Annotated in this window: 14 protein-coding genes; 13 read left to right on the top strand and 1 reads right to left on the bottom strand. The window is 44.1% G+C overall.

The window, feature by feature from the left end:
- The first annotated feature begins 74 nt into the window (after positions 1-74).
- From HF312_06200 to nuoI, 5 genes are all read left to right on the top strand, one after another.
- Positions 75-1,298: an aminotransferase class I/II-fold pyridoxal phosphate-dependent enzyme gene (locus tag HF312_06200; protein ID MCU7519792.1), complete on the top strand. Its 1,224-nt coding sequence runs from the start codon at positions 75-77 to the stop codon at positions 1,296-1,298.
- Between the two features lie 158 nt (positions 1,299-1,456).
- Positions 1,457-2,689 carry an insulinase family protein gene (locus HF312_06195; GenBank protein ID MCU7519791.1) on the top strand — a complete coding sequence of 411 codons (1,233 nt, stop codon included), beginning with the start codon at positions 1,457-1,459 and terminating at the stop codon, positions 2,687-2,689.
- Between the two features lie 63 nt (positions 2,690-2,752).
- Positions 2,753-4,432 carry a molybdopterin-dependent oxidoreductase gene (locus HF312_06190; protein MCU7519790.1) on the top strand — a complete coding sequence of 560 codons (1,680 nt, stop codon included), beginning with the start codon at positions 2,753-2,755 and terminating at the stop codon, positions 4,430-4,432.
- 42 nt (positions 4,433-4,474) lie between these two features.
- Positions 4,475-5,506, top strand: a complete 1,032-nt coding sequence (nuoH, locus tag HF312_06185) for an NADH-quinone oxidoreductase subunit NuoH (protein MCU7519789.1) — start codon at positions 4,475-4,477, stop codon at positions 5,504-5,506.
- A 15-nt stretch (positions 5,507-5,521) separates the two neighbouring features.
- Positions 5,522-6,016, top strand: a complete 495-nt coding sequence (gene nuoI / locus HF312_06180) for an NADH-quinone oxidoreductase subunit NuoI (GenBank protein ID MCU7519788.1) — start codon at positions 5,522-5,524, stop codon at positions 6,014-6,016.
- A 64-nt stretch (positions 6,017-6,080) separates the two neighbouring features.
- On the opposite strand, the gene HF312_06175 is transcribed toward nuoI, so the two are convergent.
- Positions 6,081-8,354: a TonB-dependent receptor gene (locus HF312_06175; GenBank protein ID MCU7519787.1), complete on the bottom strand. Its 2,274-nt coding sequence runs from the start codon at positions 8,352-8,354 to the stop codon at positions 6,081-6,083.
- Between the two features lie 474 nt (positions 8,355-8,828).
- Between HF312_06175 and sufB the strand changes: the two genes are divergently transcribed.
- From sufB to HF312_06135, 8 genes are all read left to right on the top strand, one after another.
- The gene (gene sufB, locus HF312_06170) at positions 8,829-10,274 is read left to right on the top strand and encodes a Fe-S cluster assembly protein SufB (GenBank protein ID MCU7519786.1); all 1,446 of its coding nucleotides are present in this window, start codon (positions 8,829-8,831) and stop codon (positions 10,272-10,274) included.
- A 72-nt stretch (positions 10,275-10,346) separates the two neighbouring features.
- A complete protein-coding gene (sufC, locus tag HF312_06165; protein MCU7519785.1) occupies positions 10,347-11,120 on the top strand; it encodes a Fe-S cluster assembly ATPase SufC in 774 nt (257 codons plus the stop codon).
- Positions 11,121-11,139: 19 nt separating this feature from the next.
- Complete coding sequence (sufD, locus tag HF312_06160; GenBank protein ID MCU7519784.1) at positions 11,140-12,465, top strand: Fe-S cluster assembly protein SufD; 1,326 nt, start codon at positions 11,140-11,142, stop codon at positions 12,463-12,465.
- A 28-nt stretch (positions 12,466-12,493) separates the two neighbouring features.
- Positions 12,494-13,753, top strand: a complete 1,260-nt coding sequence (locus HF312_06155; GenBank protein ID MCU7519783.1) for a cysteine desulfurase — start codon at positions 12,494-12,496, stop codon at positions 13,751-13,753.
- Complete coding sequence (locus HF312_06150) at positions 13,750-14,202, top strand: SUF system NifU family Fe-S cluster assembly protein (GenBank protein ID MCU7519782.1); 453 nt, start codon at positions 13,750-13,752, stop codon at positions 14,200-14,202. Before HF312_06155 ends, HF312_06150 begins: the two co-directional genes overlap by 4 nt.
- Before the next feature lie 23 nt (positions 14,203-14,225).
- The gene (locus HF312_06145; protein MCU7519781.1) at positions 14,226-14,540 is read left to right on the top strand and encodes an SUF system Fe-S cluster assembly protein; all 315 of its coding nucleotides are present in this window, start codon (positions 14,226-14,228) and stop codon (positions 14,538-14,540) included.
- Positions 14,541-14,583: 43 nt separating this feature from the next.
- Positions 14,584-15,126: a BrxA/BrxB family bacilliredoxin gene (locus HF312_06140; GenBank protein MCU7519780.1), complete on the top strand. Its 543-nt coding sequence runs from the start codon at positions 14,584-14,586 to the stop codon at positions 15,124-15,126.
- 57 nt (positions 15,127-15,183) lie between these two features.
- Positions 15,184-15,660, top strand: coding sequence for an Rrf2 family transcriptional regulator (locus HF312_06135; GenBank protein ID MCU7519779.1), 477 nt, complete (start codon positions 15,184-15,186; stop codon positions 15,658-15,660).
- Positions 15,661-15,731 lie beyond the last annotated feature (71 nt).

Here is a 15,731-nt window from a genome sequence, read left to right as displayed (position 1 = left end):
TTAAAGAGGTAATTTTAAGCATAAAATTTTCGAAATTTTTAACTTTATAGATAATAGCAGAAGGAAAAATTGTAATGGCTAATTTTGAAGTCAAACCTGCCGAAAGGACTGAAAATGTCACCTATGCGGTCAGGGACGTCGTTGTTATTGCTAATGAAATTGCCAAGACCGGCAAGGAAATGCTCTATCTGAATATCGGGGACCCGAACATATTTGATTTTCAGCCCCCAAGACATATGATCGATGCCACATACCAGGCAATGCTGAAGAACCTGAACGGATATTCTCCTTCCTCGGGCATTAAGGACGCTGTCCAGGCCATTGAAGCAGAAGCCAACCGCAAGGGAATTGACAACGTACTGGATATTTTTGTTACAACAGGCGCAAGCGAAGCTATTGACCTTGCACTGACCTCACTCGTAAACGAAGGGGAAAACGTGCTTACTCCGACCCCGGGATATCCTCTTTACACGGCAATTTCAAGCAAGCTGAGAATGATGGAAAACCCCTATTACCTGGATGAGGATAACGGATGGCAGCCTGATATAGAAGACATCAAAAGCAAGATTAATGATAAGACCCGTGCTATCATTTTAATTAACCCGAACAACCCGACCGGCGCTCTTTATTCAACTGAAGTTCTTCACCAGATAGTTGACCTGGCGCTGGAGCACAACCTGGTCATCTTTGCCGATGAAATTTACGACAAGCTCCTTTATGATGGAAAGAAGCACACTTCAATTGCTTCCTTAAATAAGGACGTCCCCTGCATTACTTTCGGCGGACTTTCAAAGAACTATATGGTTCCGGGCTTCAGAATCGGCTGGGGCATCATCTCAGGACGCCGCGAAGGCCTGAAGAAATATATTGAAGCTATAAACAAGCTCTTAAGGGCCCGTTTGTCAGCCAACCACCCCGAACAGTATGCAATTAAACCAGCTTTGGAAGGCGACCATGCACACCTGACTGAAGCCTTAAAGAAACTTACAGTACGCAGGGATATAACTGTAAATATGCTCAACGCCATCCCGGGCATCAGCTGTGTTAAGCCTGAAGGCGCATTCTATGCTTTCCCGAAGATCAACCTCGAGCAGCCTGACCTGCACTTCGTTTCAGAACTGATCAGGGAAACAGGCGTTGTGCTTGTACACGGAAGCGGATTCGGACAGGTACCCGGAACAAAGCACTTCAGGGTTGTGTTCCTGCCTAAGGAAGAGATACTTGAAAAAGCATACAACAAGATTGCACAATTCTATGAGAAGTATACTGCAAAATATGCCGGTGCTAACGTCGGATAAACTGCAGAGTATATTTCCTCTTTAATATTAACGGAAGATGAGCTTTAAGAATGCAGATTGAAGCCTCATCTTCCGTTTTTCATTTCTTGACTACATATCGCCTTTTGCCTATATTTACGGTTTAAGTAAAAACACTTACAAATAAAGAGTTTATCGGGTTGAATCAGTATAAAAAGACAATTCTTCCGAACGGAATCAAGATTATAACCGAACAGGTTCCCTACGTGAACAGCTTTTCGCTAGGCTTCTGGTTTAATGTGGGTTCACGTGACGAAAGCCGCAAAAACAACGGGATTACACATTTCATTGAGCACATGCTCTTTAAGGGGACGAACAAAAGATCCCCGAGAAAAATTGCCGAAGACATAGAAGGATACGGCGGTTATCTGAATGCATTTACATCCAAAGAGCATACCTGCTACTACGGGCGCGGCCTCCGGAAATATATTGAACGCACATTTGACGTTCTGGCCGATATGATACAGGACCCGGCATTTAAGGCAAATGAAATTAAAAAAGAAGCCGGTGTGGTTGTAGATGAGCTATATGACATTGAAGACAACCCGGAAGAGCTGATATTTGACAAGTTTGAAGAAAGCCTTTTTGCGGGAAACCCTCTGGGGCTTCCGATAATAGGTACAGAGGAAAACGTACGCGGCTTCAACCGTAATGACCTCTTTAGCTTCATAGAAGAAAAATACGGCCTTAATAACCTCACCATTGCAGCCAGCGGTGCCGTGGAGCACGATGAACTGGTAAGGCTTGCCGAAAAGTACATAAAGAAAGACCTGGGGAAGAAATCCTTTAGAAGAAAGAAAGTTACGCCGAGAAAGCCCTCGGAAGTGGTTCTGGATAAGGAAATCCAGCAGGTGCATACAATTTTAGGATGCGCAACCTACGGTTATAAAGATGACCTCGAAAGGACAAAGGTAAACGTTCTTTCACACATTCTTGGTGAAGGGAGCAGTTCACGCCTTTTCCAGACCGTAAGGGAAAGGAATGGCATCTGCTATCAGCTGAATTCATTCTTAAACTCTTTTTATGACGTTTCCTCATTCGGTGTTTACTTTTCCACAAACGAAAAGCTCTACGAAAAGTCGCTGGACCTTATTACAAAAGAGTACAAAAAAGTAATTGAAAAGAAGGTTTCAGACAGGGAGCTAAAGAAAGCCAAGGAATACTTAAAAGGGAGCATGCTCTTAAGCCTTGAGGGGATGACAAACCGCATGTTCCGCATGGCGCAGTCGGAGATTTACTTCAACAACATAAAAACCATTGAGGATTCTATAAGGGATATAGATTCCGTAACCCCTGAAGACGTGCTTGAAAAAGCAAATGAAGTTTTGGATGAGAAAGTGTTAAGCAAAATAGTTATTAAAGCTGAAAAATAAAAAGAAACAGAATTTAAGTAACCAGGTCAGGAATAAAAATCAGGAAGCAGGATTTTACATTTTATGCCTAAGATTACAATTAACGGAAAAGAAATAGAGTTCAAGGCGGGTCAGACCGTAATAGAAGTTGCAACCAAAAACGGTATTACAGTGCCGCATTTCTGCTGGCACCCGGCTTTGTCAGTCTCGGGTAACTGCAGGATGTGCCTCGTGGAAATTGAAAAGATGCCCAAGCTGGCAATTGCCTGTTCCACACTGGCAGCAGACGGAATGGTAGTTAACGTCGATTCGGATAAGGCGGTTTCCGCCCGCAACGCAGTAATGGAATTTATGCTAATCAATCACCCGCTAGACTGCCCGATTTGCGATCAGGCAGGTGAATGCAAGCTTCAGGATTATGCCTTTAAGTACGGTTCGGGCGAAAGCCGCTTTGAGGAGGAAAAATCTCACAACAAAAAGCGCGTGGAGCTGGGACCCTTTGTAATGTTTGATGCTGAAAGATGCATATCATGCTCAAGATGCATCCGCTTCTGTGATGAAGTTGCAGGGGAAAAAGAGCTTACATTTACAAAAAGAGGCGACAGGGTTACTGTTTCAACCTATCCCGGAGAAGATCTGGACAACCCGTATTCACTGAATACAACGGATATTTGTCCCGTGGGTGCTCTTACAAACAGGGATTTCCGCTTCAAGTCCAGAGTTTGGGATATGTCCAGGACAAGCTCCATCTGCACTGGCTGCTCCAGGGGCTGCAGCGACGAGATCTGGGTCAGGAATAACATTGTAATGCGTCTTACCCCGAGGTACAACCAGGAAGTCAACAGCTACTGGATGTGCGACGAAGGAAGGCTTAACACATTTAAGTTTATAAATAATGAAAGAGTTGACGGCCCGCACGTAAGGCGCGACGGGCAGCTCGTTAAAACAGGCTATGATGAAGCGGTTGCTCAGACAGTCTCACAGCTTAAGGCCTACAGTCCGGGTGAAATAGCATTCCTGGGCTCCGCCTTTGCAACGTGCGAAGACAACTACGCTCTGGCAAAGCTTGCAAAAGGAGCTTTCCACGTAAAGAACATAGATTTTGCAAGGCACACTATTCCGGGTTCCGGAGACAACATTTTAAGGCGTGAAGATAAAACTCCGAACGCTCTTGGAGCCGAGCTCGCGGGAGTAAGGCCCGGTTCAGAAGGCCTTGATTTTGATGGAATCATGAATGCAGTCAATTCAGGCAGAATAAAGGTCCTTTACTGCCTGGAAGACGACATTGCAGCAATGAGTCCTGAATACGAAAATATCCTTTCAAAGCTCGATCTTTTGATCGTTCATGCCACAAACCACAATAAAACTACGGCACTTGCCGACATAGTATTCCCGGCTTCAACATATGCCGAGAAGAACGGCACAATGGTAAACTTCCAGGGAATGGTTCAGAGGCTGAGGCCGGCCGTATCCACAATAGATATGGACAGGAGCATGGTGGGCATGGAAATGAGCCGTCTGGACAGATTTGGTACAGACTTCGATAAATGGGCAAAGAAGAACAGGGTGGATGCCCGTGCAAGCTGGAAGATGCTTGAAACGGTTGCCTCTTTGATGGGCCTTAAAATTAAGCATTCCATGGCAGAAGAAGTATTTGAAGATATGGCTTCTTCGCTGGATTGTTTCCGCGGCCTTGACTATGACGCAATAGGTGAAAGCGGCGCTAAGATAAAAGTTAACACAGCGGCAAAAGTAAAAAAATAAGAAATCGTATAACTAAGAAAAAGCTTAATTTTCGGGATCGCCATGGAAATTTTAATTCAAGCAGGGATAGCTCTTGCTAAAATTCTGATTGTTGTAACCGTAATGCTCCTGACGGTGTCTTACCTCGTGTATTTTGAGAGGAAGATTTCGGCATGGATACAGAACAGAAGGGGCCCAAACCGTGTAGGGCCATATGGGGCTCTGCAGCCTTTTGCAGACGTGTTCAAGCTCCTCTTAAAAGAAGACATTGTACCTGCAAACGCAAATAAATACATTCACTCTCTGGCACCATTTATCACGCTTTTTGTTTCATTTGCAACTTATGCAGTTATTCCTTTTGGTCCTGACATTCAGCTTTTCGGAAGGACTATTCAGCTTGCACTGGCCGACGTGAATATAGGCGTTTTATATGTCCTGGCCCTGACCTCGCTTGGTGTATACGGACTTACATTTGCCGGCTGGTCATCGGGCAGCAAATACTCTCTTTTAGGCGGCATCCGTTCCTCGGCACAGATGATATCCTATGAAGTCTCCATGGGATTTTCAATTGCAGGCGTAATTATGCTTGCAGAAAGCCTGAGGCCTGCGGCAATAGTTGCCTCACAGTACGGCTTTATGTGGAATGCCCTCGTTCAGCCGATAGGATTTATAACATTTTTTGTCTCGGCATTTGCCGAGACAAACCGCCTGCCTTTTGATTTACCGGAGGCAGAGCCTGAGCTTGTAGGAGGCTACCACACCGAATACAGCAGTATGAAATTTGCAGGGTTTTTCCTTGCCGAATATGCCAACATGATAATTGCAAGCGCAATGATAGTAACACTTTACTTAGGCGGCTGGCAGTTTCCTTATATAGATAAGTTCGGGCTTTCGGCATGGCTTACAGTTGGAATTCAGATTTTGTCGTTCCTCTTAAAGATGGCACTTATTCTCTTCTTCTTTATCTGGGTGCGCTGGTCGATACCGCGCTTCAGGTACGATCAGTTAATGAATCTGGGCTGGAAAGTGATGTTCCCGTTGTCATTATTAAACCTTTTATGGGTTGCAGCTTTAATAATGATATTCAAAATATAAAGGAAAGGTTATTGTATGCCGGTTAAAAAAAGAAAAAAAGACTTAACACTATCTGAAAAGTTATATATACCTGAGATCGTAAAAGGGCTGGGGCTTACATTAAAAAGCATGTTCCGTCCGAAGTTTACGATGGAATACCCGGAAGTAAAGTTTATACCGCCTGCCTCCTACAGGGGGCGCCCGGTACTGGTAAAGGAAGAAAACGAGACTGAAAGGTGTGTCGCCTGCGGCCTGTGCGCAAGGGTATGCCCGGCTCTTGCAATTGAGGTACAGGCTTCCGAGACTCCGCTTGAAAAGGAGCGTTACCCTGAGAAGTTTGAAATAAACATGCTCCGCTGCATCTTCTGCGGCTTCTGCGAGGAGGTCTGCCCAGAGGAGGCAATTGTAATGAGCAAGGATTACGAGCTCGTCTTCAGGGACAGAAATGATGCAATTTATGGAAAAGACAAGCTTCTTGTGCCTGTGCGCCAGGTAGAAGACAGGATAGACTTCCTCAGGAACTTCAAATAAGATTACATTTCACTTTAGAGCCGGGAAGCGTGTATTCCCGGCTCTTCATTTACATACGCCTTCTCTAGAAATTCAGCTCGAATCCCAAATTAAAAAACCTTTCGCTGTACATCTGCGGTATCCAAACGGGTTGTTTTACTTCCTTAAAAGTTTGTACCCATATATAATTGGCGATGTTCTGTTTGTCAAAAACATTTAACACTTCAGCTAAAATCCGAAGATCATACTTGTTAAAGATGCTGATGTTCACGGTTAAACCCATATCGGCCCGCATGTAAAACGGGAAGACTTCCCTCTGATCAAGTAAAGTTGTAATGGACTGCTTTCCTGTAGTGGAATCTGTAACGGCTTTTCGCATAGGATAAAGAAAACCGCTTCCAAAGATTATCCTGAGGTGCGACTGCCAGTTGGGGTGCTTTGGAAACTTATCCTGCAGGAATATCTGTATCGTATGGGACTGATCCAGGAAGCGCCTAAGATAAGTGCTGTTATCTGTTTTATATTTTTCTTTTGTGTTAAGGTAGCTGTATCCAATCCAGCTTTGTACGTCTTTTGTTATTTCTCCCTGAAACTGAATATCTACTCCGTAGGCATAGCCCCTCATGTTATTGCTAGCGCCGTATTCAAGTTTCAGCTGTTCAACATAGTACGGAATGAGATTATCAAGATCCTTGTAATATGTCTGCAATTGAAATTTAACTTTCTCCTTAAATTTGTAGTCCCATCCGAGCACATAGAATATTGCCTTTTGGGATTTAAGAGAGGAGCCATCAGGAGAAACTTTGTTCCTGAATTCATAATACATCGGGGGCTGATAATAATATCCCCAGCTCAAATTAATTGTATGCCTGCCGGAAGGATAGAAGTAAAGAGAGGCTCTTGGACTAAAGAGCTTTTCTTTTGTATAGTCATATACCAAATAGCGCGCTCCAAAATTCAGGCGGACTGCCTCACCCAGGAGTACCTCATCTTGTCCATAAAATGCATATGATGAAAAATTCATATTTGTATGAATGTACCTGGAATAAGGAAAATCTGTTAAATAAGCTGCCGATATTTCAAAGGAGTTCTCATTTACCAGGTTATCGATCTTAATAGTATTTGCTATAAATCCAAAATCAAGATTGTGATCTGCCAGCTTGAATTTCCCGTTTAGCTGAATGTTAAAAGATGAAAAATCAATACTGTTATCAGATTGCTGAACCCGGGACTTTATATATTCATACGTTGGATTTGCTGAATACTCCAGATCGGGCGTATAATAAATATCGGAATAAGTGTTGCCCGATTCAGTTTCTTTCGTGTTATATGCGGAAATGCCGGCCGACAGTTCAGCCACATCCGATAAAACTTTTTGCAATTTAAGACCCGCAAAGCGCGTGGTAAAATTATAATCATTAACTCCTGAAAAATTAATTTTAATTCCCCTGATATACTTCCCCATATTTCCCTCAGCATCTATGTCTGCCTGCTGAAAGTTGCTTTCAAATTCATAAGGAGAGAATTTGTATTTGTTATTGGCGTATATCAGCAAAAGCTCGGCTTTGGTGTCAGGCGAAAAATTATAATGAAAGAAAGACTGAATATCGGCAAAATAGGGCATATAACTGCCGGTTGTATGCAGTTTGTTTAAGAACAGGCCTGGATAGGCATATCTTGTCCCAATAGCATAATTAAGGCTTTTGTATCTATGGTTAACTGAAGCAGCAAGGTTCATGAGATCACTTCTAAAACTGCCATGAAGGCTGTCGCTAAATTCATTTAAGTATGATATTTCAAGAGCCGAAGACATTTTGTCACCCAGTCTTGCAGGAAAACCGCCGGCATAGAAATCCATATTCCTAACCATTGCAGGGTTAATAAGGGTCTGGTTTTCCTCGGCTCCTTGCTTTAGCAAAAAAGGGCGGTAAATCTGAAATCCGTTAAGATACATAAGGTTCTCATCAAAATTGCCTCCGCGGACGTTATAACTGCTGCTCAATTCATTATTTGAGGTAACCCCGGGTAAGATCTGTACGCCTCTGAGTGCATCGGAATAAAGGTTCGGCATATTCCTGATATCCTGCCTTTCAAGCTTTTGCCTTTCTAAGGTCGCCCTTTCCTTTTTACCTACTACAGTTACCTCATTTTCCAGTATTGAAGAGGTTTCCATCTCAATTATCAGATTTTTAAGTTTTCCCTCTGAGTTGACGTTGAGGTCCAGGAATTTTGTCTTAAAGCCGACGTGGCTGAATTTGAGCTGGTAGGTTCCGGAGGGCAAATAAAGAATGAAATTCCCGGAGGTATCGGAAACAGTACCTCTGTTTATCCCATGAACTGACACATTGCAGTTCGGCATAGGAGTTCTGCCCGTTTGTTGACTATTTTGCCGGAAACTGTATGGGGTTTATTTTGCGAAAAGCAAATAGAAGTAATAAGGAATACAAAAGCAATAATAGAGCGCATTTAAGGTTCCTTTAGTAGTAAGAAAATAAAATAAAACTGTAAAACTAAAGAATCCTTAAAACCTCCTGAATAATTGTAAGTTATAAGCAAATATATAGACTCTGCAAAAAATGTGCAACTTATGGCGGGTAACCTGGCCCAAAAAAAATGCCGGAAGCATCCCGGATCACCTTCCTCGCAGGGTCTGGTCTATTCCTGAAAGAGACAAGGACTCTTGAACTTTTCGCCCCGAAAATGAAACAAAAACCCGACGGAATATGTTTTGATGGTATGAGTACTTAAAATTTATAATAATAATCTTGACTTTTTTATATAGATTGTATAGTTTTCATAAGTTCAAAAACGAATTTGATCTTGAAGGAGATATATGAGCACTGAGATAAAGACCATTGAAAAGATGGCCAATACGGAGTATAAGTACGGTTTTGTTACGGATATTGAGGCCGATGAGGCCCCGAAAGGCTTAAATGAGGACATAATCCGCTTTATTTCGGCCAAAAAGGGGGAACCCGAATGGATGACTCAGTGGAGACTGAAAGCCTACCGGCACTGGCTTACGATGAAGGAGCCTAAATGGCAGAACGTTAAGTATCCACCGATCGATTACCAGGATATTGTCTACTATTCAGCCCCGAAACAGAAGAAAAAACTGAATTCCATGGAAGAAGTGGACCCGAAGCTGGTGCAGACCTTTGACAAGCTTGGAATTCCCCTGGAAGAGCAGAAAATGCTGGCCGGAGTGGCCGTGGATGCGGTTTTTGACAGCGTTTCTGTTGCAACAACATACAAGGAGAAGCTCTCAGAGCTTGGCATCATATTCTGTTCTATGTCGGAGGCAATTAAAAACCATCCCGACCTCGTTAAGAAGTACCTCGGTTCAGTCGTTCCTTATACAGATAACTTCTACGCCTCACTTAATTCAGCAGTCTTCTCGGACGGATCTTTTATATACATACCCAAAGGCGTGCGCTGCCCGATGGAACTGTCCACATATTTCAGAATTAATGCCGAGAACACAGGGCAGTTTGAAAGGACTCTTATTATTGCCGATGACGACGCATACGTCAGCTACCTGGAAGGTTGTACGGCACCTATGAGGGATACCAACCAGCTTCACGCGGCTGTTGTTGAACTTGTTGCACACGAAAGGTCGCAGATCAAATATTCAACCGTGCAGAACTGGTACGCAGGCGACGTAAACGGCGTGGGCGGCATATACAATTTTGTTACAAAAAGGGGTGCCTGCAGGGGAAGAAGCTCAAAGATCAGCTGGACGCAGGTTGAAACAGGTTCGTCCATTACGTGGAAATATCCAAGCTGCATACTTCAGGGGGATAACTCAATTGGGGAGTTTTATTCGGTTGCATTAACTAATAATATGCAGCAGGCGGATACAGGAACAAAGATGATCCATATAGGAAAAAATACCAGGAGCACGATTGTTTCAAAAGGCATTTCTGCCGGGCGCAGCCAGAACTCATACAGGGGACTGGTTAAAATAGGTCCCAAGGCCGAAGGCGCCAGAAACTATTCGCAGTGCGACTCGCTCCTTCTAGGCGACAAGTGCGGAGCCCACACCTTCCCATACCTTGAAGTGGATAACCCGACTGCAACCGTTGAACACGAGGCAACAACTTCAAAGATCGGTGAAGACCAGATATTTTACCTCAATCAAAGAGGAATCAAAACCGAGGACGCTGTAAACCTCATTGTAAACGGCTACTGCAAGGAAGTATTCAAGGAACTCCCGATGGAGTTCGCAGTTGAGGCGCAGCGCCTTTTAAGCGTAAGCCTTGAAGGCAGCGTAGGTTAATGTTAAAGTAAACACAATTGAAGCAGGGTTTTCTGCTTTTACAAAAAATATTGCAAAAAGAGGAATAAAATAATGCTGACTGTTAAAGATCTCTATGCATCCATTGAAGGAAAAGAAATCTTAAAAGGTATAAACTTAAAAGTCAATCCGGGTGAAGTTCATGCTATAATGGGCCCCAACGGTTCGGGAAAAAGCACGCTGGCAAGCATAATTGCAGGGCGCGAAGGCTACACGGTAACAGGCGGAAGCGTGACCTTTGAAGGCAAGGACCTTCTTTCAATGCCGCCTGAGGACAGGGCAAGAGAAGGAATATTCCTGGCATTCCAGTATCCCGTGGAAATACCGGGCATAAGCAACGCAACTTTTCTTAAGACCGCGGTAAATGAAATCCGCAAGTACAAGGGCCTGGAAGAACTTGATGCAATGGAGTTCCTTTCGCTCATAAGAGACAAGATGAAAGTAGTAGGCATGGATCAGACACTCTTCAGCCGTCCTGTAAACCAGGGGTTCTCAGGCGGTGAGAAGAAAAGGAACGAAATATTCCAGCTTGCCGTTTTAGATCCAAAGCTTGCAATACTGGATGAGACCGATTCAGGTCTGGACATAGATGCGCTTAAGATTGTGGCAAACGGGGTGAATGTTTTCAAAGAGCAGAGCAGGGAAAAAGCTGTCGTTGTAGTTACACACTATCAAAGACTTTTAGACTACATAGTTCCTGACTATGTGCACGTCCTTTATAACGGACGCATCGTTAAGTCGGGCACCAAAGAGCTTGCGCTTGAACTTGAAGCAAAAGGCTACGACTGGATTAAAGAGGAAAACAACATTCCGGCATCTACGAAATAAGAGGAGAATTTATTCTGATATGGCAGAAACTATAGAAAAAACAGATTTAAGGGACTACTACCATGCGCACTTCGAAACTTTCGAAGAGTCGCTAAACGGCCTGAAGGAAACCCGCCTGCACAATGAACGCAAAAAGGCAATGGAGCAGTTCATGGAGACAGGTTTTCCCTCAACAGACAGCGAGGAGTGGAAGTACACCAATACGGCTCCTATACTAAAGCACACGTTTGTCCCGGCACATTTAACCGGGGACGCGGATTTTTCAAAAGAAACGGTGGAAAAGTATTTAATAAAAGACCTGCCGGTTAACTTATTCGTATTTGTAAACGGCAGGATGATTGAAGAGCTTTCAGTAAGGCGGAAAGGCGCAGAAACTCTTCAGGCGGAAGATCTTTCTTCGGTAATAAATGATGATTCTGAAGTGATAACGAGATATTTATCGGAGCCTGTAAACGGCTTTAATGCGTTAAACAAGGCCTTCTTAAATGACGGTGCAGTAATCAGAATTCCTGAAGACAAAATTCTTGAAGATCCGATTCACCTCATGTTCTTATCCGGAAGCGACACAGAGGAAGTTTTAATTCAGCCCCGTGTATTTATAATTGCGGGCAAAAACAGCCAGGCAAAAATAATTGAAAGCCACAACAGCACTTCTGACAGGGCATACCTGTTTAATTCTGTAACAGAAGTTGTCTTGGAAGAAAATGCAGTTGTGAACTATTATAAGCTGCAGAACGAGTCGGATGAAGCCTTCCACATAAGCCGCCTGCAGGTAAGGCAGGAAAGGACGAGCACGTTTCATTCATTTGCCGTTACGTACGGAGGGGGCTTTGTAAGAAACGACCTCAATTCGTATCTCGGCGGCGAATATGCCGAAGTAAATCTTAACGGGCTTTATCTTGCTGAAGGCAAGCGCCACGTTGACAATCACACGGTTATAGATCACGCGGTTCCGCACTGCAGCAGCAATGAAATTTATAAAGGTATACTTGACGGCAAAGGGCGCGGAGTATTTAACGGCAAGGTAATAGTAAGAAAAGACGCGCAGAAGACGCAGGCATATCAGTCGAATAAAAACCTGCTGCTTTCAAGGACTGCAAAAATAGACACAAAGCCTCAGCTTGAAATCTTTGCCGACGACGTTAAATGCAGCCACGGTGCAACCGTGGGGCAGTTAAATGAGGATGCACTTTTCTATCTGCAGTCGAGGGGCGTGGGAATTGAGAAAGCCCAGTCGATTTTAATAAACGCTTTTGCAAGCGACGTGATAGACTTAATTAATATTGAACAATTAAAAGAAACCGTTAACAGTCAGATACTTGAAAAGCTGAAAAAGGTTTCTTAAGAAAAATTAAAAGAAGATGAATAACCCAATGTACCAGACAACAGTACAATCAAGTGAAAAGACAGGTGCCGCCTTTGACGTGGAAAGAGTAAGGCAGGATTTTCCGATTCTGCAGAGGCTGGTTAACGGCAAGCCGCTTGTCTATCTGGATAATGCCGCTACGACTCAGAAGCCGTATTCTGTTATAGATACCGTGCGCGACTATTACACAATGATCAATTCCAACGTGCACCGCGGCGTGCATTACTTAAGTGAGCAGGCAACGCTTGCCTACGAGGATGCAAGGCTTAAGATCAAGGAATTCTTAAATGCAATAAGCGCCTGCGAGATTGTTTTTACCAGGGGTGCTACAGAGGCAATTAACCTCGTTGCATGGACTTACGGCCGCACTCACATTAAGGAAGGCGACGAAGTAATAATCTCCGCCATGGAGCATCATGCCAACATTGTACCCTGGCAGCTTTTGTGCGAGGAGAAAAAAGCCAGACTAAGGGTAATTCCGATTACCGATGATGGTGAACTTATCATGGAAGAATATGATAAGCTCTTAAACGAAAAGACAAAGTTTGTTTCCATCGTCCAGATCTCAAACTCACTCGGCACAGTAAACCCCATAAGGGAAATTATACAGAAGGCACACGCAAGGAACATCCCGGTGCTTGTTGACGGCGCTCAGGGTGTTGCCCACGTCAAGGTTGACGTTCAGGAGCTGGGCTGTGATTTTTACGTGTTCTCGGGGCACAAACTTTTTGGCCCTACAGGAATTGGAATCCTCTACGGCAAAGCAGAGCTCCTGCAGGATATGCCGCCTTATCAGACGGGAGGCGACATGATACGCTCGGTGACATTTGAAAAAACAATTTTTAATGATATACCGAACAAGTTTGAGGCCGGCACGCCCAACATTGCCGGAGCCATAGGCCTTGGCGCCGCAATTGACTATATGAAGTATCTTAAGATGGATGAGGTTGCAAAGCATGAAAAAGAGCTCCTTAAGTATGCAACTGAAAAGATATCTGAAGTTGACGGCGTTCATTTAATAGGAACGGCAAAGAACAAGGCTTCACTCATATCATTCATAATGGACAATGTTCATCCGCATGACATAGGAACTATACTCGACAGTGAGGGCATTGCAATCAGAACAGGGCATCACTGCTGCCAGCCCGTAATGCAGAGGTTCTGCATACCGGCAACAGCAAGGGCATCATTTGCGTTCTACAATACCAAAAGTGAAATCGATAAATTAGTTTACGGAATACAAAAAGTAATCAGGGTATTCGGATAATGTCAGAATTAAGTGATCTTTACCAGGAAGTAATTCTGGACCATAACAAGAGTCCAAGAAACTACCGCAAATGTGAAACCTGCAACCACGATGCAGAAGGCTTTAATCCTCTCTGCGGTGACCACATATGGGTCTACATTGACCTTGATGGGGACAAAATCAAGGACATATCGTTTCAGGGTTCCGGCTGTGCAATTTCAAAGTCGTCGGCATCCTTAATGACCTCTATGCTGAAGGGGAAAACCAGGCAGGAAGCCGAAGATATGTTCAACAAATTTCATGACGTCGTAACCTCAAGGATCGGCAGCGAGCAGGACCTTTCGTCTTTGGGCAAACTTGCCGTATTTTCAGGCGTAAGGGATTACCCCTCGCGCGTAAAATGCGCAAGCCTCGCCTGGCATACAATGATGAGCGCATTAAAAGAAGAGAAATCAGCATCAACTGAATAATATAAGAGAAAGGATAATTTAAGATGGCTGACAAAAAATTTCTGGAGCAGGAGGTCATTCAGACTCTGAAGACCTGTTATGATCCTGAAATTCCGGTTGACATATATGAGCTTGGGCTTATTTACGAAATTAAAATTGATGATGAGAATAATGTCTACCTCAAGATGACACTGACCTCTCCCATGTGCCCGGTGGCAGGAAGCCTGCCCGGTGAGGTTCAAATGAAACTGAAGAATATTCCGGGAGTAAATGACGTGTATGTGGACCTTGTCTGGAATCCGCCATGGGACAGGGACATGATGTCGGACATTGCTAAAATAGAGCTCGGATTTTATTAAAATTTCTTACTACAATAATATATATATATGAAAGGCAGATATAATGTATAATTTCAATATAAATTCCAGGCCCCCGATTTATGATCCCGAAGCAGTTCAGCCGATGCGTGATGAGTTAACCTATACAGGCTTTGTTGAAGCAAGAACGCCCGGGGAAGTTGACAAATACATAACCGATCCCACGCTCGGGACTGTATTTGTAATGATCAACTCCGTCTGCGGCTGCGCTGCAGGAAGCGCACGCCCGGGAGTGAACCTGGCGCTTCAGAATGGCAGGATTCCCGATCACCTGGTGACAGTTTTTGCAGGGCAGGACAGGGATGCAGTGGACCGTGTACGCGGTTATCTTTCAGACTTTCCGCCCTCGAGCCCTTCGGCGGCACTCTTTAAGGACGGGAAGCTCGTTTACATGATGCAGCGTTATGACATCGAAGGCTACTCCCCGCAGGAGATTGCTGAAAAGCTCGTTGAGGTATTTAACCAGTTCTGCACAAAAGAAGGCCCTTCCATTTCAAGAGAGGACTATGCAAAGCTGGAATACGCTAGGGCATGCGGGTCGAGCATCCCGCGCCACAATGCCAATTAGGGTTCTTTTAAGTAGTGTTATTAAAATGTTTTTAAGTAACAAAAATCCCGGACTAATATGAAATTCAGTGCACAGGAAGAATATGGGCTTCGCTGCCTGCTCAGGATAGGCAAGTTCTACAGGATCAACAAATCACTTACCATTCCTGAAATAAGCCAGTTTGAAGGTATAACCACGCACAACGCCGCTAAGCTTTTGCGTATACTCCGTATGGGAGGATTCCTGGAAAGCGAAAGAGGGCAGGTCGGCGGATATACTCTGGCCAAGCCGCCTGAGAAGATCATACTGAGCGACGTGCTTGCGCTTCTTGGCGGAAAACTCTTTGAGGAGGAGGAATTCTGCGGAACCCATGCCGGCGTTGAAAACATATGCACGCATAGTATTGACTGTTCTGTAAGATCGCTCTGGAGGGTTGTTCAGAACTCTGTGGATAATGTACTTAAGAACACGACTCTGAAGGACCTCCTGGGAACAGAGCAGGACCTGCAGGGAAAAGTAGATGACATCTTCAGGAACTTTGCAGACATGAACTGATAAAGATATGAACTGATTTTTGTTGTTAAATGTCAGGTTACCCGGCTTTCTAAAAAGGCCGGGTTTTTTAT

Source organism: Ignavibacteria bacterium (genome assembly GCA_025612375.1).
Lineage (GTDB): Bacteria > Bacteroidota > Ignavibacteria > Ignavibacteriales > SURF-24 > JAAXKN01.
Note: the sequence above shows the minus strand (reverse complement) of the source record. Positions and strands in the feature narration are given on the sequence as shown.

Bases quoted from the DNA above. Each gene is read 5' to 3' on its own strand.
- HF312_06175 (MCU7519787.1), bottom strand. From the start codon at position 8,354: ATGCCGAACTGCAATGTGTCAGTTCATGGGATAAACAGAGGTACTGTT.
- HF312_06190 (MCU7519790.1), top strand. From the start codon at position 2,753: ATGCCTAAGATTACAATTAACGGAAAAGAAATAGAGTTCAAGGCGGGT.
- sufD (MCU7519784.1), top strand. From the start codon at position 11,140: ATGGCAGAAACTATAGAAAAAACAGATTTAAGGGACTACTACCATGCG.
- nuoI (MCU7519788.1), top strand. From the start codon at position 5,522: ATGCCGGTTAAAAAAAGAAAAAAAGACTTAACACTATCTGAAAAGTTA.
- HF312_06145 (MCU7519781.1), top strand. From the start codon at position 14,226: ATGGCTGACAAAAAATTTCTGGAGCAGGAGGTCATTCAGACTCTGAAG.
- sufB (MCU7519786.1), top strand. From the start codon at position 8,829: ATGAGCACTGAGATAAAGACCATTGAAAAGATGGCCAATACGGAGTAT.
- HF312_06135 (MCU7519779.1), top strand. From the start codon at position 15,184: ATGAAATTCAGTGCACAGGAAGAATATGGGCTTCGCTGCCTGCTCAGG.
- sufC (MCU7519785.1), top strand. From the start codon at position 10,347: ATGCTGACTGTTAAAGATCTCTATGCATCCATTGAAGGAAAAGAAATC.
- nuoH (MCU7519789.1), top strand. From the start codon at position 4,475: ATGGAAATTTTAATTCAAGCAGGGATAGCTCTTGCTAAAATTCTGATT.
- HF312_06155 (MCU7519783.1), top strand. From the start codon at position 12,494: ATGTACCAGACAACAGTACAATCAAGTGAAAAGACAGGTGCCGCCTTT.
- HF312_06200 (MCU7519792.1), top strand. From the start codon at position 75: ATGGCTAATTTTGAAGTCAAACCTGCCGAAAGGACTGAAAATGTCACC.
- HF312_06140 (MCU7519780.1), top strand. From the start codon at position 14,584: ATGTATAATTTCAATATAAATTCCAGGCCCCCGATTTATGATCCCGAA.